This is a genomic window from Microbacterium invictum (assembly GCF_034421375.1).
Taxonomy (GTDB): domain Bacteria; phylum Actinomycetota; class Actinomycetes; order Actinomycetales; family Microbacteriaceae; genus Microbacterium; species Microbacterium invictum_A.
Window position 1 is genome coordinate 980645 of record NZ_CP139779.1, and the last position, 19680, is coordinate 1000324.

Below are 19680 nucleotides of genomic sequence, written 5' to 3' on the forward strand. Positions count from 1 at the left end.
AGACGGCACGCCCGGGGTTGTCAACCCCATCGGATGCGGCGCGCGCAAGGTGGACGCTGGGGAGGACCGACAGGAAGGCGCCCATCATGGAGCACGAATCGCACGGCCACGACGCTCTCGCCGCCGAAGACGAGGGCTACGAGGGACCGGACATCGAAGTGCCGCTGGGGGACGACGAGCCTCCCTCCGCGGAGTCGACAGCGAACGCGACACGTTCTGACAGCTCGGAGGGCGACGAGAAGGCCGGCGGGCTGGGGCAGGACGGCACGATCCCGGACGAGCCGGACGGTGTGGCCGCCGGGCACACGGGGGAGCGGTCGAGCTTCGAGCCGGAGGAGGACGAGCAGGCGCAGGCCTGAACGGTGCGGCGGGAGCGCATGTCGTCGGTGCTCACCGCGGTGTGTGATCCTGGCGGGATGCCGCTTGTCTTGCCTGACGCGCTGGTGCCTGTGGTCCTGCGACTGATGCGCGCCAATCGCACCTTCGTGACGGCCGAGGGTGCGAGGAGGCGCATCCGCGAGCGCGAGTTGCGCCCGAAACCGTTCGGGCCGCCGTCACGCCTGCGACCCGGCATCCGCGTCGAGGTGGACCATGTCGACGGCTGGCCGGTGTACACGATCCTGCCGCCGCAGGTGGGTGGGGCCGTCGTCTACGTGCACGGCGGCGGATGGGTCAACGAGATCGCGCCCCAGCACTGGCATCTCGCGGCGGAGATCGCCGCCGAGGCTTCCATGGCGGTCGCGGTTCCGATCTACCCGCTGATTCCGTTCGGCCACGCGCTCGAGGCTCGCGACAAGACTGCCGCGCTCGTCAGCAGGAGTATCGACCGATGGGGCACGACCTTCCTCGCCGGTGACTCGGCGGGCGGGCAGATCGCCCTGTCCACGGCGCTCGCCCTTCGAGACGCCGGGGTGGTGCTTCCCCGCACCATCCTGATCTCTCCTGCCCTGGATCTGACCTGGAGCAACCCCCGCATCCCTGCCGTCCAGCCGACCGATCCCTGGCTTGCGACCCCGGGAGGCAAGGTCCTCGCCGAGCACTGGCGCGGCGACCTCGACCTTCTCGATCCCGCGGTCAGCCCTCTGTTCGGGGACCTGACGGAACTGGGTCCGATCACCGTCTTCACCGGGACGCGCGACGTACTGAATCCGGACGCGCACGTCCTGGCGGAGAAAGCCCGCACGGCAGGCGTGCCGCTCGAGCTCTGCGAGGTCGCCGGGCAGGTGCACGTCTATCCGCTGCTTCCCACGCGTACCGGACGCGACGCGCAGCGGCAGATCGTCGAGCGGCTGCGATCGGCGACCCCGCCTGAGCGGCGGGGTCGAGTGCGAGCTCTCAGCGGGCTACGGCAGCCCGCCCGCGCGATCTATCCGCGCCTCGAGCAGGCGCCGCTCGGCGTCGTTGGCCGTGAGTTCGAGGGCGCTCAGGTCCTCGGCCATCGCCGCATCGCGCTCGCCGAGCTGCCGGAGCATCCGCGCGCGCACGGCGTGCCAGAGGTGGTATCCGCTGAGGGCGTATCCGAGCGCATCCACCGCGTCCAGTGCCGCCTGCGGTCCGTCGACTTCGGCAAGCGCCACCGCACGATTGAGTCGCACGACCGGCGAGTGGTCGTAGGCCAGCAGCATGTCGTACAGCGTCAGCACCTGTGGCCAGTCGGTGCCTTCACCATCGCGGGTGTCGGAATGGCAGGCGGCGATCGCGGCATGCAGCTGCCAGCGCCCCGGGCGGCGGAGCATCGCCGCCGTCTCGAGCACCGACTGCGCCTCGGCGATCAGCCGACGATCCCACCGCGCTCGGTCCTGATCGGCGAGCAGGATGAGTTCACCATCGACGGCGCGCGCGCCTTCTCGCGCTCGATGGAACAGCAGCAGAGCGAGCAAACCCTGTGCCTCGGCCTCGCGCGGCAGCTCGTGTGCCACGACACGCGCGAGCCAGAGCGCGTCGTCCGCGAGATCACGGTCGGCGGCAGCGTCGCCACCGGCGACGAGATGGGCTTCGCTGTACATCACCGATATGACGGTCAGGACGATATCCAGTCGCTCCGCACGCTCCGAGCCCTCGGGAATCCGAAGCGGGATGCCGGTGGCACCGATCTTCCGCTTGGCTCGCACGATGCGCTGCGCCACCGTCGGTTCGGGGGCCAGCGTCGCTCGGGCGATCTGAGCGGTCGTGAGGCCGCAGATCGCCCGGAGTGTGAGAGCGAGCTGCGCGTCCGGCGAGATGGCGGGGTGACAGCAGCCGAACAGCAGCGGCAACCGCTCGTCGGGCTCTCCGATTCTCGCGTCCTCGCGCGGCGCTGTCAGGGTCGGATCGGCGAGCTGGGCGAGCTTTTCGCGGTACCGCTTCTCTCGTCGCAAGCGGTCGAGCGCATTGTGCCGAGCCGCTTGTGTCAGCCATCCACCGGGGTTGGGCGGAACCCCGCGCGCACGCCACTGACGAATGGCTTCCTCGACCGCCTCGGCGACCGACTCCTCTGCCAGATCGAGGTTTCCGAGCCAGTTCGTGAGGGCCGCGACGATGCGCGCGGACTCCTCTCGGATAACTCTCGCCAGCGGCTGATCGGATGCCGCGGCGCGGTGTGACTCCCCCGCCGCGGCATCCTCATCGTTCACGAATTCTGCAGCCCTCAGTAGGTGACGATCGGTCGGATCTCGACCGCGACGCCGGGCAGTTCGAGGAGCGGCCAGGTCTTGACGATGGCGATCGCCGCGTCGAGGTCGGGCACGTCGATCACCTGGAATCCGCCGATGACTTCTCTGGCCTCCGAGAAGGGCCCGTCGGCCACGACCGGCCCGTCGCTGCCGTGTCTGACCGTCGTCGCGGTGGCGACCGGCTGCAGCTGGGCGCCGGACTCGGTCATCACCTCGCCGTGCGTGCCGAACCAGTCATAGGTGCGGCCATACGCCTGCTCGAGGTGCTCGGGCGACGCCGCTGCGTCGAGCTCGGGAGTGGTGGAGAACATGATGACGTATTTCACGGCCGTGTCCTTTCGTCATGGGAACCGTTTCACCCCCACAGCGAACGGGCAAGCCCGAAATCGACACGAGCGGCGAAGAGCGATTAGAACGGGTTGTTCACCGTCGGGTCGACGATCGGGCGGACCTCGACGCCACCGCCGGTGGCGGGGCACAGCTTCGCGATCTCGAGCGCGTGATCGAGGTCGCGTGCGTCGACGACGTAGTAGCCGAGGAGGGCCTCCTTGCTCTGGATGAATGGGCCGTTGGTCATCGCGCTTCCGCCCTTGATGGTGGTCGCCGTCGTCACGGGCGCGAGCGCACCTCCGCCCGTCAGCGTCCCACCGCGCTCGGCGACCTGGCTGGTGAAGGTGTTGTGGGCGTCGACCACCTGGGCCCATCCCTCGGGCGGCATGGTCTCGTAGTAGGTCGGGTCTTCGTAGATGAGGATTGCGAACTGGGACATGGACGTGCCTCCTGCACTGGGTCGCGGACCGGCCGATCCGGCTCCGTCACAGTCACAGCGAACAACGGGCCGCGAAATCGACAAGGGTGCCCGACGCTCTTCTGATCAGCCCCCGGTCAACGAGCCCTCTGACCGGGGGCTGACGTTCGTCGTTGTCGGGTCGAGCCGTGGTGCCAGGATGAGGGCATGGCCTTCGGGATGACGCGCGACGTGGTGCGCCCTACGGATTCCGCCCGCGCGGATCGGGTGACCTACGTCGAGCTCTTCTTCGACCTGGTGTTCGTCTTCGCGTTGACGCAATTGTCTGCCTATCTGTACGAGAACCAGACGCCGCTGGGTGCCTTCGAGGGCCTCATCATGGTGTGCGCGCTGTGGTGGGGATGGGTCTCCACCACCTGGGTGACGAACTGGCTCGATCCGGTGAAGCTCCCCGTCCGCGGGGCGGTGATCGCGCTCGCGTTCGTGGCACTCGTGGTGAGTGTCTCGATCGCGGAGGCGTTCGGCGACCGCGCGTGGGCATTCGCGATCGCGTACGTCGTCCTCCAGGTCGGGCGTACGGGTTTCATCGTGTGGGCGACCGCCCGTCACGACCGACAGGTCGCCCGCGACTTCAGCCTCGTGCTGGCCTGGACGGTCGCCGGGGCGGTGTTGTGGATCGCCGGCGCGCTTCTCCCTCTCTCCTGGCAGCTGCCGTTCTGGTCCGCCGCGCTCGCCCTCGAACTGCTGGGCACCGTTCTCGGGTATCCCGTCCCTGGACGGGGCAAAGTGCTCCTGCGCTCGTGGGATCTCTCCGGCCCGCACATCGCCGAGCGCACGGCCCTGTTCGTGCTCATCGCGATCGGGGAGGGACTGCTGATCACGGGCCTGACGTTCGTGGAGAAGGAATCCTCCGCCTCATCCATCGCGGCGATGGTGACGGCGTTCGTCGCCGCCGCAGCCGCATGGTGGATCTACTTCGATCACGGCGAACGCGTCGGCGCGGAGGCGATCGAAGCGTCGGACGAGCCGGCCCGACTCGCTCGCACCGCCTACACCTGGGTGCATCTTCCGATCATCGCCGGCATCGTGCTGATGAGCGTGGGCGACAAAGAGATGCTGGCACGCCCCGACCAGCGCGGCCTCGCGTCCACGATCGTGATCCTCGGCGCGCCGATCCTGTTCCTCACCGGCACGGTGCTCTTCCGTCGCGTGCTCGAACGACGCTGGTCGCGAGCTCAACTCATCGGGCTGATCGCTCTCGCCGTGCTCGGCGGGGCGACTCTCGCTGTCCCGTTCCTCGACGCACTCACGGCGTCCATCACGGCCGCGGGGATTCTTGTCGGGGTCGCGGCCGGTGAGACCATCGAGCGTGTGAGGCGCGGCCGTCGCGCGGGAGGGTGACGTCGGGGGCGGCAGGCGTCGACCGGCGAGCGAGCAGCTGGGGATACTCGGACAACGTCGAACCCGATGACGCGGCCCCGCATGCGCGCGGCTAGAACGCGTCGAAGCGTTCGCTGCCCTACCTATTGCTGGCAGCTCATCGCCCAAGACGGCGTCGTCAGCCAGGTGGCCCATGACTTCGCAGAGTTGGGACGCCAAGTGACACCTTTGGTCGTCTCGGGTGCAAGCACGATCATGCAGCCGCCCTCGCTGGTGGGAGCCGACAAAGGTAGCGCGGCGCGAGCCCAGGACCCCTGAGTGCTCCGCGCCCGCCGCGGGATCCGCTTGCGCACCTAATCCGTCGTGCATCTCAGACGCAGCTATGGTGTGGGTCCGTCGCCGCTCTGGCTTCGCTATGCAAGCTGATTGCGGAGTTCGCGCAAGGTGGTGAGCAGGTCTTGGCGGGTAGCCTCACGGACGATGAATCCGGGTGCGGGCATGCTGGGGGTGACACGCAAGCTGTAGGTGATGAGTGACTGTCCGTGCGCGGATGGCTGGAGCGACCAGCGCCCGTCATACGCAGCGAGAAGATCGCCGTGAACGAGGCTCCAGGTCAATTCATGAGCTTCCTCGGTGTACTCGACCGTGTAGTGGCTCAGCCACGGGCCGACATGAGCGCCGAAGCGAACTCGAGTGACCGCAGCGGATCCGGTTTCGAGTACCTCGGCAGTGGTGATGGAACTCCGCCAGCGTGGGTAGCCCTCGAAATCGAGCAGGATCGCCCGAACATCCTCGACGGCTCCGGTCATGGTCATCTGGTCAGTCAAAGGTTCGCGCATGTTGTTCCTTCATTGCCCTGCGTTCGATTGGGTGCGGCGGATTGTCATGTGCTCATGGCGGTCAATGTCACGTGGGCGATGTTCGCGGCGACCGTGATGGCCAGGAGGAGCTGAACCATTAAGTGGAAGACCCAGACGACGGCGTGATTGGGCGCCTTGGAGAGGATTGCGGCGCCTCCGTATCCGAGGATCAGGACGACGAACGTCGCTGCTGTGCCGATCGCGTTCGGCGCCGCCATGTTGATGCCGCCGGTGACCGCGGCTGCGATTCCCACCGCTGCGAGAACCGCTAGCGCGGGCAATGCGATTTGTCGTGCGAACGACGAAGTCGTGACTTCGGGAGGATCGGTGAGTAGTGCCGGCGGCGTCGGCTGCGGATGGCCAGAGGCCCTGATCAGCGTACGAAGGAGTGCGGATCCGTGGTGGGCGAGGACGATTCCGCAGAAGCCAAGGCCGCCGACGACCAGGATGTTCCGAAGGAGCACACCGAGGACTTCGGGCATCATTGTGCGGGCACCAAGCTGGCGAGCAGGACGAAGCCGACTCCGACGACGAGCGCTAGCTCCACTCGGTTCAGCCAGGCCAACGGCAGAAGCCGGCGGCGGAACTCGGACTGGCTCAGACCTGCGCTGTGGGCTCGCAGCAGACGAACATAGCCGGGCGCGCTGATCGCCGACCCAGCCACCGCCGTCAGAAGGTAGAGCGCGAAGGGAATCAAAATCGCCGGAGCGAGCGGATTCGCGCCGGTAAGCAAGACGAGCGCTGCGCCGCACCCCACTGCCACGAAACCCAGCGGCACATAGAACCGCGGGATGATCCACAACAGCTGTCGCAGGTACGCAGCTGTCTCGTCCCCCTCGACGTCACGGTCGAGTAGTCGGGCGAGCAAAATCTGCCCGCTCACCGCCCCACCCACCCACAGGACGAGGGAAAGTCCAAGCCCATAGACGAGCCATTGGATGGGCGAAAGCCCGACCAGGAGCCCTGTTGCGGCCGCCGAGAGTACGACGAGAACACCAATGAGCGCAAGCTGCAGCTGCTGCGCGAATGCGCGAGAAGAAGACACGGTTACCTCCGATGAGTTTGAACATTTCATCAAGGAGGTACGGTGCCCATTTCGGGCCCTGCTCTCCACGAGCAGAACCAGCATAGCCGGTCTGCAGCCGCAGTTACTCAGGGGTGCGCGCCCCGCGGACCACTTATTCCTGAAATGTAGACCACCGTGTCGAATGCGGGTCCCCGACCGTTCCCGTCTGCGGCGGATCGTGCACCCCCAGGGTTCCCGTCTGTCGAGCCCGATTGACCCGCCCACCCTGATGCCCGGTGAGCGTCGCCCCTGCGAGTGCCCACAGAGCGACGTCGGTGGCCCCGGTTAGGGTCGTGGGGACGGTCCGAGTGGCGGACCATCGGGAAAGGGAACGTTGCGGTACATCGAGGACGAGGGCCGGATCGTCTGGAGCGCGAGCGACCTGAAAGCGGCCGCCGAATGCGAGTTCGCGTGGCTGCGGGCGATCGATGCGAAGCTCGGTCGGGTCGCTCCTGTCGAAGAGCCGGATGACCCGACGCTCCGTCGCGCGGGCGAGCTCGGTGGCGAGCACGAACGACGTGTCCTTTCCCGCTACCGCGCGCAGTACGGCGACGGCGTCGTCGAGATCCCCGAGACCCGCTCCTCCGACGCCGATGCGCTCGCCGAGGCGGTGAGGCTCACCGACGCGGCGCTGAACTCCGACGCCGACGTGATCTACCAGGCGACCTTCGCCACTCACGACTTCGTCGGTTTCGCCGACTTCCTCGTCCGTGACGAGTTCGGCGCGTGGCTCGTCCAAGACACCAAGCTCGCCCGGCACGCCCGGGTGACCGCACTCATGCAGCTCGCCGCCTATGTCGCCCAGCTCGATCGGCTCGGTATTCCGCGCTCCGACCGCGTCGAACTCCTCCTGGGCGACGGCACCACCAGCAGCCACGAGGTCGACGATCTGCTCCCCGTCTTCCACCTGCGCCGTGAGCGCCTGCAGGCGCTTATCGCCGACCGCCGCCTCGACCTCGGCGCCACGGGCGAGCCCATCGCGTGGGGCGACTCTCGCGGTGACCTGGGCGTCGTCGCCTGCGGACGCTGCGCCACCTGCGACCTCGAGGTCGTGGCATCCGGCGATCTCCTCCTCGTGGCGGGCATGCGGCCGGTGCAGCGCGAGCGCCTGCGTGCGGCAGGAATCGAGACGATCGACGACCTGGCGCGACTCGGAACCACACCCGCCGGGATGAACCCCGACACCATCGCGCTCCTGCGCACCCAGGCGCGCCTGCAGCTGAGTTCGCCGGGCGACGTCCCGCTCTACGACGTCGTACAGCCGCAGGCGCTCGGCGCCCTCCCACGCCCGAGCCAGGGCGACATCTTCTTCGACTTCGAGGGCGACCCCCTCCATACCGAGGGCGAGGGCACCACCTGGGGCATCGACTACCTCTTCGGCTGGGTCGACTTGAACGAGCAGTACTCTGCGCTGTGGGCGCACTCGTTCGCCGAAGAGAAGGAGGCGCTCGAGCGCTTCCTCGACATGGTCGCGCTCCGTCGCAAGGCCCACCCCGACCTGCACATCTACCATTACGCGCCCTACGAGCCCACGCATCTGCTGGCGATGGCGGCGCGCTACGGCACGCGCGAGGCCGACGTCGATCAGCTGCTGCGCGACAGCGTCTTCGTCGACCTCTACCCGATCGTGCGGCGGGCTCTGCGCGTCGGGTCGCGCTCGTACTCCATCAAGAAGCTCGAGCCGCTCTACATGGGTGACGAGGTGCGCACGAGCGACGTGCAGAAGGGCGACGACTCGATCGTCAAGTACGTGCAGGCGCGGGCGCTGCAACAGGACGGACCGGATGCTGCGGCAGAGGCCGCCCGCATTCTCGACGACCTCGCCGACTACAACCGTTACGACTGCGTCTCGACCCTGCGCCTGCGCGACTGGCTCGTCGACCGCGCCCGGGAGGCGCAGCTGCGTCCCACCCCCAACCCCGATCCCGATGAGCACATCTACACCCCCTCCGAGCGAGCCGATCGACTCAACGCGCTCGCTGCACAGCGCGACACCGACTCACCCGAGTCGCGGGCGCTGCGCCTCGGCGCCGCCGCCATCGACTACTACCCGCGTGAGGCCAAGTCGTTCTGGGCCACCCACTTCCTGCGCCTGCGCGAACCGGCATCCGTCTGGGACGAGACCCGGGATGTCGTCATGCTCGACTCCTCACGCTGCCACGTCGTCACCGACTGGTACCAGGAGGAGGGCAAGCGCACGCTGCGACGCCGCATCGAACTGCGGGGCGAGCTCGCGCCAGGAACGCGCATCAGCGAGGGGAGCGAGCCGTTCGCCCTCTATGAGCTGCCGGCGCCCTTCCCCTTCACCGACAAGCCGCGCTGGATCCACGCCGACCACCGCGTGACCGTCATCGAGACCCTCGACGACGGTGCGATCGTGGAAGAGTTCGCCGTCGACGGCGAAACCTGGGCCGAACTGCCGATCGCGCTCACCCCGCCGGCGCCGCCACGCGCGCTGAACCAGCAGACGGCGATCGACGCGTGGGCCGACGCCGTCGTCGCTGCGGTACCGAAACTGCCCTACGACCCCGCCACCGACATCCTGCACCGGCGACCGCCCCGCACCCGCTCCGGTGCGCTCCCGCCGCAGACCGGCGACGACATCGGCGACATCACCGCCGCCCTGCTCGATCTCGATCGCAGCTATCTCGCCGTGCAGGGACCGCCGGGGACGGGCAAGACCTTCGTCGGGTCGCACGTCATCGCACGCCTGGTCGCCGACCACGGCTACAAGGTCGGTGTCGTCGCGCAGTCGCACGCGGTCGTCGAGCACATGCTCGATCGGATCGTCGCGGCGGGGGTCCCGCCGCAGCAGGTGGCCAAGGCGCTGAAGAAGCCGGATGACGCGGATCGCGTGCGCTTCACGCCTATCCCGAAGAACGGGGTCGCGGCCTTCACGGCCGAGCACGCGGCATCAGGATTCGTCGTCGGCGGCACGGCCTGGGATTTCGCACACGAGGGACGCATCCCACGGGGGAGCCTCGATCTTCTCGTGATCGACGAAGCCGGGCAGTTCTCGCTCGCGTCGACGATCGCGGTCTCGCTCGCGTCATCCCGTCTGCTTCTCCTCGGTGACCCGCAACAGCTGCCGCAGGTCAGCCAGGGCACGCACCCCGAGCCGGTCGACACCTCCGCCCTCGGGTGGGTGATGGACGGCGCGGACGTGATCCCGCCGGACCACGGCTTCTTCCTCGCCCGGTCTTGGCGCATGCACCCTGCCGTGGCGCGCGCGGTCTCGGACCTCTCGTACCGCGGCGAGCTCGCCGCTCAGCCGGCGACGGCGATGCGTGCCCTCGAGGGCATCGCGCCGGGGCTTCACCCGCTGCCGCTCCGCCATCGCGGCAACGCCACCCGGTCGCCCGAGGAGGCCGCGCTCGTCGTCGAGCTCGTCCGGGATCTCGTCGGACGCGAATGGACCGGCATCGACATCGACGACACGGGCGGCGCGACGCTGACGCCGGCTCGCCCCCTCACCGCGGCCGACCTCATCGTCGTCACCCCCTACAACGCCCAGCAGGTGCTCGTCGAAGAAGCGCTCGCCGCCGCGGGGTTCGGCGAGGTTCCGGTCGGTACCGTCGACAAGTTCCAGGGGCAGGAGGCCGCGGTTGCGATCGTCTCGCTCGCGGCATCCTCCGGGCGCGACGCCCCTCGGGGACTAGAGTTCCTGCTGCTGCGGAACCGGCTCAACGTCGCCATCTCGCGGGCGATGCACACCGCGTACCTCGTCTACTCCCCGGGTCTGCTGGACGACCTGCCGCGCACCCCCGAGGGCGTCGCGCGTCTCAGCGGTTTCGCCCGCCTCGTCGGGGCCCACGCGTCCGAGGGCGAGTCGAGAGCGCTGCGCCTTGAGCACAACCCCGTTCGGGCGGCGATGGCCGCCCCGTAGACTCGCGACACGTCCCACCATCCCCCCGGCGAGGAGGAACTGCCGCATGTCCGATCAGGTGCCCCGTCAATTCGAGATCGATCTGCCGCCCGACCTGATCGGTGGCAACTACGCCGATTTCGCCAACGTCTGGCACAGTTCGACGGTCTTCGTGATGGACTTCCTCACCCTCGCCCAGCCTCCGCACGACGAGACCGATCCCGAGACCGGCGAGCGTCGCACCATCGTTCCGGCGCGCGTGGTCAGCCGCATCCGCATCCCTCCCGAGCAGGTGTTCGAGCTGGCCAAAGCCCTCACCCAGCAGCTGGAGTTCTGGGAGCAGGAGACCGGTCGGAAGCCGCCGACCGAGCCCGTCATGCCCGACTGAATCGGCGTGTGGGCTAGCCGCTCGAGGGTGCCGATGTCAAGCCCCTAAGATGGCGAATCGTCGACGTCATACCCTTGGATTCGCGCCGCAAGGCGCAGGCGCGGTATCCGTTCGGCGAGGGGCGGATGCCGCGCCACACTCGTCTCAGGCCCCGGAAAACCGCGGAATCCCGCGCAGGGTGGCGTCAGACGGTGCCGTACAGGCGGTCGCCGGCGTCGCCGAGGCCCGGCACGATGTAGCCCTTCTCGTTCAGCCGCTCATCGAGCGCGCCGAGCACGAGCGTGACGTCCTTCTCGCCGACCTGATGCTCGATGGCGGCGACCCCTTCGGGGGCGCCGAGAAGGCAGATCGCGGTGACGTCCTGCGCACCCCTTTTGAAGAGGAACTCGATCGCGGCGCCGAGCGACCCGCCCGTCGCGAGCATCGGGTCGAGCACGAAGCACTGCCGGTCGGAAAGGTCATCGGGAAGGCGCTCGGCGTAGGTGGTGGGCTCGAGCGTCTCTTCATTCCGCACCATGCCGAGAAACCCCACCTCGGCGGTGGGGAGAAGCTTGACCATGCCCTCCAGCATCCCGAGACCCGCACGCAGAATGGGCACCACGATCGGACGCGGCTCGCTGATCTTCACGCCCGTCGTCAGCGACACCGGGGTCTGGATCTCGATCGCATCGACCTTCACCGACCGGGTCGCCTCGTAGGCGAGGAGCGTGACGAGCTCTTCGGTCAGCTGCCGGAAGACCGGTGACGAGGTCGCCTGGTCACGCAGCACCGTGAGCTTGTGGGTGATGAGCGGGTGGTCGGCGACGTGGAGGCGCATGGATCCCAGGGTATCCGCTGGAACGCCGTCGGTCCGTACGCTGGAGGCGTGCAGCCCGACCCCGCCGACGACGCCGCGATGACACGCGCGCTCGCACTCGCCGGCATGGCTGGCGCCGACGGAGAGGTTCCCGTCGGGGCGGTGGTGACGGATGCCGCGGGGAACGTCATCGGCGAGGGACGGAACCTGCGCGAGACCACCGGCGACCCCACCGCGCATGCCGAAGTCGTGGCGCTCCGCGCCGCCGCAGTATCCCTCGGTTCCTGGAATCTCGCCGGATGCACGCTCGTGGTCACCCTTGAGCCGTGCGTGATGTGCGCGGGGGCGGCATTGCAGTCGCACCTGAGCCGCGTCGTGTTCGGCGCCTGGGACGACAAGGCCGGGGCGGCCGGCTCGGTGCACGATGTGCTGCGCGACAGGCGGCTGCCCGTGCGCGCCGAGGTCGTCGGAGGTGTGCGCGCTGAGGAATCCGCGGCGTTGCTGCAGGAGTTCTTCGCCGCGCGGCGCTGAATCGCGGCGGCGGTCTCTCACCGCGGCAGCGCCGGCAGCACCGCCTCACCGACGTAGTCGACGTGCGCGACGTCGTGGTTGTCGAGGAACTGGAAGTACACCCGCTCGATGCCGAACGAGCGCCAGCGGTCGATCCGCTCGCCGATCTCGTCGGGTCCGCCGACGAGGTTGACCCCGTCGCGCACCTCGTCGAGCGTCTTGCCGAGCCGGCCCGCGCGGCGCGCGACCTCGGCATCGTCGGCGCCGGCGATCACCGACATCGCCACCGACAGGCGAACGGTCGCGGGGTCGCGGCCGACCCGCTCGCAGGCGGCGCGGAGGTTGTCGAGGCGCTCGGGAATCTGCACATCGGTGGGGAAGCCGAGGTTGTACTCGCGGGCGAAGCGCGCGACGAGTCCCGGGGTGCGCCGCGCGCCGGCACCCCCGATGATGACGGGAACCGGCCGCTGCACCGGCTTCGGCAGCCCCGGGGCATCCGTCAACCGGTATTTCTCACCGGCGAAGCTGTAGCTCTCGCCGATCGGTGTCTCCCACAGCCCGGTGATGATCTGCAGCTGCTCCTCGAGCAGGTCGAATCGGCGGGCCGGGAACGGGATGCCGTACGCCTCGTGCTCGCGCTCGAACCACCCTGCACCGAGCCCGAGCTCGACCCTGCCGCCCGACATCGCATCGACCTGCGCGACCTGGATCGCGAGGATGCCGGGGTGGCGGAACGTGACGGGGGAGACCAGGGTGCCGAGCCGGATGCGGCTCGTCTCGCGGGCGAGACCGGCAAGGGTGGTCCAGGCGTCGGTCGGACCGGGAAGCCCGTCACCGCGGCCGCTCAGATAGTGGTCGGAGCGGAAGAAGCCGTGGAACCCGTGACGCTCCGCCGCCTGGGCGAACGCGAGCTGATCATCGTAGCCGGCGCCTAGGTGCGGTTCGGTGAAGACGCAGTACTCCATCGCGCGGGCAGGCGGCGGCGGGTCAGTCGGCCGAGCGGATGACGATCGCCTCGGTGGGCGGGGCGTCGGGGCGGTCGCCGGTGTAGCCGATGGTCACCAGCAGGGCGCGACGGAACTCGTCGGGCCGCTCCACGTGCGGGGCGTGCCCGGCGCCCTCGAGTTCCACCTCGGTGACATCCCCACCGTTCGCCTGGTACTTCTTCAGAACGTCTCGCGTCTGCGAGACCATCTCCTGCGCGGGGGCTGCGTCGGCGCCGGGCCACCCGGGCACGATGCCGAGGGCGCCGAGGTGGTTGAAGTCGTAGAACGACCCGTCTGCGACGATCGCATCCACGGTGCCGTGGATCCAGAGGATCGGCGGCTTGTCGTCGAGATCGACGATGCCCGAGACGTCGAAGTACTTCGGGGCCATCGTGTTTAGCACCCCGAGGTGACCGGCGCCGAAGCCCGGCCAGTTCTTGCTGGGCACAGAGTTGCCTGGGTAGTTCCCCTCGGCGGTCGAGGTGGTGAGCATCGACTCGATGAACATGTCCTCGTGGGGCGTCGTGAACCCGGGGGCGACGTACGCGGCGCGGAAGACGTTGCGGGGCGAGGTCTGGGCTGCGTCCCCGGTGTCGTGCGCGATGAGACGCTCGACGAAATCGGGGTTCGCGCCGCCGCCCCCGCAGCCGGCATCGTCGTCGGTGAGACGCGAGCCGTCGCGGCGGGTGCCGCCGAAGCCGTAGGGCGAGACCGGCGCCTGGAGGGTGAGAGTCAGCACCGGGTGGTCGAGGGCGTACTGCATGACGACGCCGCCGCCCATCGACCAGCCGACGAAGTGCGCGGTGGGGATGCCGAGGGCCTGGAGGACGGCGAAGATGTCGTCGCTGAAGTCGCGGACACCGCGGGTGGCGTCGACGGGGGTGTGCTCGCTGCCGCCGAAGCCGCGGAGGTCGATCGCGATCACGCGCAGGTCGCTCGGGAGGTCGAGCATCGTGGGCTGCCAGAACAGCGCCGACGAGACGTTGCCGTGCACCAGCACGACGGTCTTCTGCGGCGCGGTCGCGGGGTCGTCCCCCCGGCGCTCGAGGATGTTGATCGCCACGTCGGTCGTGTCGACGACACGTGAGGTGATGCCGTCGAGGAGCGAATTCGGGGGCGTGATCATCGCAGTCTCCTTCTCGCCCGGGGCGTCGACGCCCCGCCGTTTCGACTATAGCCCGGGGGCCCGAGGCGGCACCGGGATCGGTTCGTAGGATGGCGGCATGACCGACGCCTTCACCCTCCCGTCCATCGCCGTCCTCGGAGCAGGGTCGATGGGGGGAGCCGTCCTCCGGGGCGTCGCCGCCTCGGCGCTCGCGACGGACGGGATCGTCGCGACGAATCGTTCCCGCGCGAAGGCCGACGAACTGGCATCCGTCCCGTCGGTGACGAGCCTCGCCCTCGACGACGAGCCCGACGCGAACGTGCGCGCGGCGTCGAAGGCCGGCATCGTGCTGGTCGGGGTGAAGCCTGCGATGGTGCCCGACCTGCTGCGCGAGATCGGTCCGCACCTGCGCCCCGGCACGATCGTGGTGAGCCTCGCGGCCGGGGTGACGCTGGCGACCTTCGAAGAGATTCTGGGGGCGGATGTCGCGGTGTTCCGCTCCATGCCGAATACGCCCGCGCTCGTCGGGAAGGCCGTCACCGGGCTCGCGGCGGGCAGTCGGGCGAGCGAGGACGACGCCCGTGTCATCCGTCGCCTCTTCGAGACCGTCGGGACGGTGATCGAGTTGCCCGAGCACCAGATCGACGCGCTGTCGACGATCTCGGGATCGGGGCCGGCGTACGTATTCCTCCTCGTCGAGGAGCTCACCAAGGCCGCCGTCGCCAAGGGGTTCGCCGAGGCTGATGCGCGCGTGATGGTCGAGCAGACCTTCGCCGGCGCGACGGCGCTGCTCGCGGCGACCGGGGAAGACCCCGCCGAGTTGCGACGCCGCGTCACGAGCCCCGAGGGCACCACCGAACGGGCCGTGGCCGTGCTGCAGGAGGCGCGCCTCAGCGACGTGTTCGCGCGAGCGACGGACGCCGCGCTCGCGCGGGCGAAGGAGCTCGCCGCCGGCGCGTGAGGCCGTCATGCCTCCCAGCCCGCGGGCTCAGCTGGTCTTCGACCGGTCCATCCACCACTCGACGAACGACCGGGCCCGCCCGTCCTCGGCGAGGTCGATCACCCAGAGGTTGCTGTAGCTGCGGCCGCCGGTGTACGCCGTCTCGGCCTGGACGAACGCACGGTCGCCGTCGATCCCCGCGATCTCCCACGTGAAGGTGAAGGAGTCGGGTTCGTCCTGGCGTCGCAGCCACTCCGCCACGATGGCGTCGTGACCGGTGAACGCCGGCGTCCACGGCTCGAAGCGCAGCTCGGCGTCTTCAGTGAAGAGCGTTCGGATGTCGTCCGGCTCGTTCGAGCGCCACGCGACGAGGTAGCCGTCCATGAACCGGCGCGCCGCGGCGTCTGTCTGCTGTCTGTCCGTCATGCGGGCATTCTCGCCCCACCCGGCGACACCTGCGACCGGGTTGACGGGTCCGGCGTGTGCGTAACTCCTGCAGAACGCGTGCGGAAGCGCCGTGGCAACCGGTTCCACGCCGGTTCTGCAGGAGTTCGGGACGACCCGGTCAGCGGTCGAGCGCCGCAAACCGCTCGATGTCGGAGTTCGTGCCTGAGACGATGATCAGGTCGTGGTTCGTCACGACGGTGTTGGCCTCGGCGTAGCGGAACGGCTTGCCGGGGCTCTTCACACCCACGACGGTGACGTTGTACTTGGTCCGCACGCCCGATTCGTTCAGACCCACACCGCGGATGAATTTCGGCGGATACATCTTGGCCAGCACGAAGTCGTCGTCGAAGCGGATGAAGTCGAGCATCCGGCCGCTGACCAGGTGCGCGACGCGCTCGCCGGCCTCGCGCTCAGGGTAGATGACGTGGTTCGCGCCGACGCGGGCGAGGATCTTGCCGTGCGACTGAGAGACCGCCTTGGCCCAGATCTGCGGGACCTTCAGGTCGACGAGGTTGGCGGTGATGAGGACGGATGCCTCGATGAGCGACCCGACCGCGACGACGGCGACCTGAAAGTCCTGCGCGCCGATCTGCTTCAGGGCGTCGATGTTGCGCGCGTCGGCCTGGACGGTGTGGGTGACCCGGTCCGACCACTTCTGCACGAGCTCCAGGCTCTCGTCGATCGCGAGGACCTCGCGCTCGAGCCGGTCGAGCTCACCGGCACACGCGGCGCCGAAGCGCCCGAGCCCGATGACGAGGACGGGTGCGTCCCCCCTGATGCGATCACCCAACGATCGGCCTTTCCACGGGCAGCGAATAGAGCTGCGAACGGGATGACGCGGCCACGGCCGCGGCGAGAGTCACTGTACCAATGCGGCCCATGAAGATCGTGACCGCTTGGACGTAGACGGCCGAGTCGGGAAGCTCGGCGGTGAGACCGGTGGAGAGGCCGACGGTGCCGAACGCGGAGATGACGTCGAAGAGGACCTCGTCGACGGGCGCCTTGGTGATCTGGGCGATCGTGATCGTCGACAGGGCGACGATCGTCGCGCCCCACGCCACGACCGACAGGGCCACGCGCTGCACGTCGCTCGGGATGCGGCGACCGAAGACCTCCACCGACTGGCGCCCCTTCGCCTCCGACCAGACCGCGAGGGCGAGGACGGCGAGGGTCGTGACTTTGATGCCGCCCGCCGTTGACGCCGAGCCGCCGCCGACGAACATGAGCATCGACCCGACGACGAGCGACGAGCCGTTCAGTTCGCCGATGTCGACGACCGAGAACCCGCCGGAGCGGGTCATAGCCGAGAGGAAGAACGCCTGGAAGGTGGTGTCCCAGGCGTCCATCGAGCCGAAGGTGCCGGGGTTGTCGTACTCGAGGGTGAGGAAGGCCGCGGCTCCGGCGACGAACAGCACCGACGTGGTGATCAGCGTCAGCTTCGTGTGGAGCGACCAGGCCTTGACGTGCCAGACGTTCTTCCACAGGGCGTAGATCACCGGGAAGCCGATGCTGCCGAGGAACACCGCGATCATCAGGATCGTCAGCAGGATGTAGTCGTCGGCGAACGGCTCGAGGCCCCCCACGTTGGGGGTGAACCCGGTGTTGGTGAAGGCCATCGCCGCGTAGAACGGCGCCTCCCACAGGGCCTCGAGAGGGCCGATGCCGGCGAGGACCAGGGCGGGCCACAGCGCGATCGCGACGGCCGCTTCGATTACGAGGGTGGAGAGGGCGACGGTGCGCAAGAGCTGGCCGACCTCGCCGAGCCGCACCGCCTGGCCCTCGTTGACGGGTCCACCGTGGCTGCGGAGCGGGTTGGTGTCGCTCGCGGCGATGAGCTTCGCGCGCAGCCCGAGCCGCTTGGAAATGATGAGGCCGAGGATCGAGGCGAGCGTGAGCACCCCCATTCCGCCGATGTTGACGCCGATGAAGATGATCACCAGCCCGAGGGGGGTGAAGGTCGTGGCGACGTCGACGGTGGCAAGGCCCGTCACGCAGATCGTGGACACCGCCATGAACAGCGCGTCGGCGAGCGGCAGGCGCTCGCCGTAGGTCGCGGCCGGCAGCGACAGCAGCGCCGTGAAGACGAGGATCAGCGACGCGAAGACCAGCACCGCGAAGCGTGCGGGGGACGAGGTGGTGAGGTTGCGCAGCCCGTCCCAGGCGCGCTCGCCGACGGCGAGGAGTCGGCGCCATGCCGCACGTGCCTGGCCCGTCGGCATGCGCCGCCCCTTTCGCCGAGAAAACCTCAGTCATGGTACTCCCACGCTGGGCGGCACTAACCTAAACGCATGGCGGACATCTTCGACGTGATCGCAGACGGGACACGTCGCGACATCCTCAGGCTCCTGCTCGATCGCTCCACCGCCGGTGAGAACGGCACCAGCGTGTCGCAGATCGTCAGCTCCCTCGGTGTCAGCCAGCCGACAGTCTCCAAGCACCTCAAGGTCCTGCGCGAAGCGCACCTGGTGTCGGTGCGGGAGGTCGGCCAGCACCGCTACTACAGCCTTCTCGCGGCGCCGCTGGACGAAGTCGACGATTGGCTCGTACCGTTCCTCGACACCGCCGACCTCGAGGCCGAGGCCGCCGCGCTCGTCTCTCTGCCCGAGCCCGCGGCCCACGCGGCCGAGCTGGTGGGGCGCGCTGCGGCGTCCGCTCAGCACGCCGTCGCGAACGCGCTGAAGAAGCTGCCCGGGCGCTGACCTCGCGGGGATGCGGCCCGCGGGCGCGCACCTCGCAGAACTCACGAGTCACACGGGTTTACACACGTCGCGACGACCCCATAAAGTAGGCCCAGCAGAACTGCAGAAGAGACCCGAGCGCCGGAAGGGGGCACCGTGGCTGATTTGCCGGATGTCCGCTTCCTGACCGTCGCCGAGGTGGCTGAGCTCATGCGGGTGTCGAAGATGACGGTGTACCGCCTCGTGCACGCCGGCGAGCTGCCCGCGGTCCGGTTCGGACGCAGCTATCGGGTGCCCGAATCGGCGGTGACGGAGGCCCTGCAGCGGCCCATCGCCGACGTCGGCTAGACTGACCCGAGGCATTTTCCGCTTTTGCCCGTTCCCGATCGCGCACGCCCGTGCGATCAGACCCCGACATAGTGAGGTTTTCCGTGGGTTCAGTCATCAAGAAGCGCCGCAAGCGCATGGCGAAGAAGAAGCACCGCAAGCTGCTTCGCAAGACTCGCCACCAGCGCCGCAACAAGAAGTAGGCGGCACCGACACCGAGCGCCTGTCCGATGGACGGGCGCTTCGTGTTCGTGGCGCCGTCCGCCGCTCGGAGGAATCATGAAGACGATCACCGTCCAGGAACTGCAGCAGAACCCCGACCTTCCCCTCGTCGACGTCCGCGAGGAGCACGAGTACGCCGAGGGTCGCGTCCCCGGCGCGATCAGCCTGCCGATGTCGACCCTCGGCGAGCGGATCGGCGAGCTGCCCGAGGGGCCGTTCCGCGTGGTCTGCGCTCTCGGTGGGCGTTCGGCGCGCGTGGTCGAGGCGCTCGAGGCGCGCGGCTACGACGCCACCAACGTCGAGGGCGGCACCATGGCGTGGGCCGAGGCCGGGTTCCCGCTCGAGCGCTGACGCCGCCCTGCGGCATCGGACCGCGCCGTTCTCTCCGCCCGCGCCGCCGGCTTCGCCCCGCGCCGCCCCCGCCCCCCGGCACCGCCGTAAAATAGCGCATGTGACCACGCTCACCGTCATCGGCAAGCCCGACTGCCACCTGTGCGACGTCGCCCAGGGCGTCGTCGAGGCCGTGGTCGCCGACTTCCCCGAGGACGAGGTCGTCGTCGAGCATCGCTCGATCGTCGACGACCCGGCCCTGCACGCCGAGTGGTGGGAGAAGATCCCGGTCGTCCTCATCGACGGCCGGCTTCACACGTACTGGCGTGTCTCGGCCGACCGTCTGGGTACGGCGCTGCGCGAAGCCAAGCAGTCCTGACC

23 protein-coding genes and 1 pseudogene are annotated in these 19680 nt (G+C 68.9%); 12 read left to right on the forward strand and 12 right to left on the reverse strand.

From position 1 onward, the window contains the following. The first annotated feature begins 86 nt into the window (after window positions 1-86). Both T9R20_RS04690 and T9R20_RS04695 read left to right on the forward strand, forming a co-directional pair. Window positions 87-359 (forward strand): hypothetical protein, encoded by a 273-nt coding sequence (locus tag T9R20_RS04690; RefSeq protein WP_322411390.1) that lies wholly within the window; start codon window positions 87-89, stop codon window positions 357-359. Window positions 360-464: 105 nt separating this feature from the next. Beyond that, window positions 465-1223 (forward strand): annotated as a pseudogene (locus T9R20_RS04695) (alpha/beta hydrolase fold domain-containing protein); the annotation flags it as partial. Between the two features lie 120 nt (window positions 1224-1343). On the opposite strand, the gene T9R20_RS04700 reads toward T9R20_RS04695, so the two are convergent. The 3 genes from T9R20_RS04700 to T9R20_RS04710 all read right to left on the reverse strand — a co-directional run bounded on the left by T9R20_RS04700 (window position 1344) and on the right by T9R20_RS04710 (window position 3420). Then, complete coding sequence (locus T9R20_RS04700) at window positions 1344-2612, reverse strand: RNA polymerase sigma factor (protein ID WP_322412101.1); 1269 nt, start codon at window positions 2610-2612, stop codon at window positions 1344-1346. Window positions 2613-2626: 14 nt separating this feature from the next. Beyond that, window positions 2627-2977: a YciI family protein gene (locus T9R20_RS04705; protein WP_322411391.1), complete on the reverse strand. Its 351-nt coding sequence runs from the start codon at window positions 2975-2977 to the stop codon at window positions 2627-2629. 83 nt (window positions 2978-3060) lie between these two features. Further along, on the reverse strand, window positions 3061-3420 hold the full coding sequence (locus T9R20_RS04710) for a YciI family protein (protein ID WP_322411392.1): 360 nt from the start codon (window positions 3418-3420) through the stop codon (window positions 3061-3063). 186 nt (window positions 3421-3606) lie between these two features. On the opposite strand from T9R20_RS04710, the gene T9R20_RS04715 reads away from it, so the two are divergent. Beyond that, window positions 3607-4800, forward strand: a complete 1194-nt coding sequence (locus T9R20_RS04715; protein ID WP_322411393.1) for a low temperature requirement protein A — start codon at window positions 3607-3609, stop codon at window positions 4798-4800. A gap of 392 nt (window positions 4801-5192) precedes the next feature. On the opposite strand, the gene T9R20_RS04720 is transcribed toward T9R20_RS04715, so the two are convergent. From T9R20_RS04720 to T9R20_RS04730, 3 genes are all read right to left on the reverse strand, one after another. Next, complete coding sequence (locus T9R20_RS04720; RefSeq protein WP_179435555.1) at window positions 5193-5594, reverse strand: SRPBCC family protein; 402 nt, start codon at window positions 5592-5594, stop codon at window positions 5193-5195. Between the two features lie 68 nt (window positions 5595-5662). Continuing rightward, on the reverse strand, window positions 5663-6121 hold the full coding sequence (locus T9R20_RS04725) for a hypothetical protein (RefSeq protein WP_322411394.1): 459 nt from the start codon (window positions 6119-6121) through the stop codon (window positions 5663-5665). Then, entirely contained in the window at window positions 6121-6684 is a 564-nt protein-coding gene (locus T9R20_RS04730; protein WP_322411395.1) for a hypothetical protein, read from the reverse strand. The genes T9R20_RS04725 and T9R20_RS04730 overlap by 1 nt, the downstream gene beginning before the upstream one ends. A gap of 355 nt (window positions 6685-7039) precedes the next feature. Between T9R20_RS04730 and T9R20_RS04735 the strand changes: the two genes are divergently transcribed. Together T9R20_RS04735 and T9R20_RS04740 are read left to right on the forward strand one after the other, a co-directional pair. Beyond that, a complete protein-coding gene (locus tag T9R20_RS04735; protein ID WP_322411396.1) occupies window positions 7040-10591 on the forward strand; it encodes a TM0106 family RecB-like putative nuclease in 3552 nt (1183 codons plus the stop codon). A gap of 46 nt (window positions 10592-10637) precedes the next feature. Further along, a complete protein-coding gene (locus tag T9R20_RS04740; protein ID WP_289265005.1) occupies window positions 10638-10958 on the forward strand; it encodes a DUF3467 domain-containing protein in 321 nt (106 codons plus the stop codon). Between the two features lie 184 nt (window positions 10959-11142). On the opposite strand, the gene upp is transcribed toward T9R20_RS04740, so the two are convergent. Continuing rightward, window positions 11143-11775, reverse strand: a complete 633-nt coding sequence (gene upp / locus T9R20_RS04745) for a uracil phosphoribosyltransferase (RefSeq protein WP_322411397.1) — start codon at window positions 11773-11775, stop codon at window positions 11143-11145. 78 nt (window positions 11776-11853) lie between these two features. Between upp and T9R20_RS04750 the strand changes: the two genes are divergently transcribed. Further along, window positions 11854-12285 carry a nucleoside deaminase gene (locus tag T9R20_RS04750; RefSeq protein WP_322412102.1) on the forward strand — a complete coding sequence of 144 codons (432 nt, stop codon included), beginning with the start codon at window positions 11854-11856 and terminating at the stop codon, window positions 12283-12285. 17 nt (window positions 12286-12302) lie between these two features. Here the strand turns inward: T9R20_RS04750 and T9R20_RS04755 are convergent, their stop codons facing one another. Together T9R20_RS04755 and T9R20_RS04760 are read right to left on the reverse strand one after the other, a co-directional pair. Then, window positions 12303-13229, reverse strand: a complete 927-nt coding sequence (locus T9R20_RS04755; RefSeq protein WP_322411398.1) for an LLM class F420-dependent oxidoreductase — start codon at window positions 13227-13229, stop codon at window positions 12303-12305. Between the two features lie 22 nt (window positions 13230-13251). Next, window positions 13252-14376 (reverse strand): alpha/beta hydrolase, encoded by a 1125-nt coding sequence (locus tag T9R20_RS04760; protein ID WP_322411399.1) that lies wholly within the window; start codon window positions 14374-14376, stop codon window positions 13252-13254. Window positions 14377-14473: 97 nt separating this feature from the next. Between T9R20_RS04760 and proC the strand changes: the two genes are divergently transcribed. Continuing rightward, window positions 14474-15316 carry a pyrroline-5-carboxylate reductase gene (gene proC / locus T9R20_RS04765; protein ID WP_322411400.1) on the forward strand — a complete coding sequence of 281 codons (843 nt, stop codon included), beginning with the start codon at window positions 14474-14476 and terminating at the stop codon, window positions 15314-15316. Between the two features lie 27 nt (window positions 15317-15343). Here proC and T9R20_RS04770 read toward each other — a convergent pair whose 3' ends face one another. The 3 genes from T9R20_RS04770 to T9R20_RS04780 form a co-directional block, all read right to left on the reverse strand. Continuing rightward, window positions 15344-15721, reverse strand: a complete 378-nt coding sequence (locus T9R20_RS04770; RefSeq protein WP_322411401.1) for a nuclear transport factor 2 family protein — start codon at window positions 15719-15721, stop codon at window positions 15344-15346. A 139-nt stretch (window positions 15722-15860) separates the two neighbouring features. Next, window positions 15861-16532, reverse strand: coding sequence for a potassium channel family protein (locus tag T9R20_RS04775; protein ID WP_124294084.1), 672 nt, complete (start codon window positions 16530-16532; stop codon window positions 15861-15863). Further along, window positions 16525-17961, reverse strand: a complete 1437-nt coding sequence (locus T9R20_RS04780) for a TrkH family potassium uptake protein (protein ID WP_322411402.1) — start codon at window positions 17959-17961, stop codon at window positions 16525-16527. Before T9R20_RS04780 ends, T9R20_RS04775 begins: the two co-directional genes overlap by 8 nt. Before the next feature lie 69 nt (window positions 17962-18030). Between T9R20_RS04780 and T9R20_RS04785 the strand changes: the two genes are divergently transcribed. From T9R20_RS04785 to T9R20_RS04805, 5 genes are all read left to right on the forward strand, one after another. Next, window positions 18031-18441, forward strand: coding sequence for a metalloregulator ArsR/SmtB family transcription factor (locus T9R20_RS04785; protein ID WP_322411403.1), 411 nt, complete (start codon window positions 18031-18033; stop codon window positions 18439-18441). 135 nt (window positions 18442-18576) lie between these two features. Further along, entirely contained in the window at window positions 18577-18768 is a 192-nt protein-coding gene (locus tag T9R20_RS04790) for a helix-turn-helix domain-containing protein (protein ID WP_124294081.1), read from the forward strand. A gap of 83 nt (window positions 18769-18851) precedes the next feature. Continuing rightward, complete coding sequence (locus tag T9R20_RS04795) at window positions 18852-18950, forward strand: 30S ribosomal protein bS22 (protein WP_003792170.1); 99 nt, start codon at window positions 18852-18854, stop codon at window positions 18948-18950. Between the two features lie 76 nt (window positions 18951-19026). Then, complete coding sequence (locus T9R20_RS04800; RefSeq protein WP_322411409.1) at window positions 19027-19320, forward strand: rhodanese-like domain-containing protein; 294 nt, start codon at window positions 19027-19029, stop codon at window positions 19318-19320. A gap of 100 nt (window positions 19321-19420) precedes the next feature. Beyond that, a complete protein-coding gene (locus T9R20_RS04805) occupies window positions 19421-19678 on the forward strand; it encodes a glutaredoxin family protein (RefSeq protein WP_322411410.1) in 258 nt (85 codons plus the stop codon). Window positions 19679-19680: the final 2 nt, after the last annotated feature.

Bases quoted from the DNA above. Each gene is read 5' to 3' on its own strand.
- T9R20_RS04710 (WP_322411392.1), bottom strand. From the start codon at position 3,420: ATGTCCCAGTTCGCAATCCTCATCTACGAAGACCCGACCTACTACGAG.
- T9R20_RS04770 (WP_322411401.1), bottom strand. From the start codon at position 15,721: ATGACGGACAGACAGCAGACAGACGCCGCGGCGCGCCGGTTCATGGAC.
- T9R20_RS04720 (WP_179435555.1), bottom strand. From the start codon at position 5,594: ATGACCATGACCGGAGCCGTCGAGGATGTTCGGGCGATCCTGCTCGAT.
- T9R20_RS04800 (WP_322411409.1), top strand. From the start codon at position 19,027: ATGAAGACGATCACCGTCCAGGAACTGCAGCAGAACCCCGACCTTCCC.
- T9R20_RS04750 (WP_322412102.1), top strand. From the start codon at position 11,854: ATGACACGCGCGCTCGCACTCGCCGGCATGGCTGGCGCCGACGGAGAG.
- proC (WP_322411400.1), top strand. From the start codon at position 14,474: ATGACCGACGCCTTCACCCTCCCGTCCATCGCCGTCCTCGGAGCAGGG.
- upp (WP_322411397.1), bottom strand. From the start codon at position 11,775: ATGCGCCTCCACGTCGCCGACCACCCGCTCATCACCCACAAGCTCACG.
- T9R20_RS04755 (WP_322411398.1), bottom strand. From the start codon at position 13,229: ATGGAGTACTGCGTCTTCACCGAACCGCACCTAGGCGCCGGCTACGAT.
- T9R20_RS04725 (WP_322411394.1), bottom strand. From the start codon at position 6,121: ATGCCCGAAGTCCTCGGTGTGCTCCTTCGGAACATCCTGGTCGTCGGC.
- T9R20_RS04760 (WP_322411399.1), bottom strand. From the start codon at position 14,376: ATGATCACGCCCCCGAATTCGCTCCTCGACGGCATCACCTCACGTGTC.
- T9R20_RS04740 (WP_289265005.1), top strand. From the start codon at position 10,638: ATGTCCGATCAGGTGCCCCGTCAATTCGAGATCGATCTGCCGCCCGAC.
- T9R20_RS04780 (WP_322411402.1), bottom strand. From the start codon at position 17,961: ATGCCGACGGGCCAGGCACGTGCGGCATGGCGCCGACTCCTCGCCGTC.
- T9R20_RS04785 (WP_322411403.1), top strand. From the start codon at position 18,031: ATGGCGGACATCTTCGACGTGATCGCAGACGGGACACGTCGCGACATC.
- T9R20_RS04715 (WP_322411393.1), top strand. From the start codon at position 3,607: ATGGCCTTCGGGATGACGCGCGACGTGGTGCGCCCTACGGATTCCGCC.
- T9R20_RS04690 (WP_322411390.1), top strand. From the start codon at position 87: ATGGAGCACGAATCGCACGGCCACGACGCTCTCGCCGCCGAAGACGAG.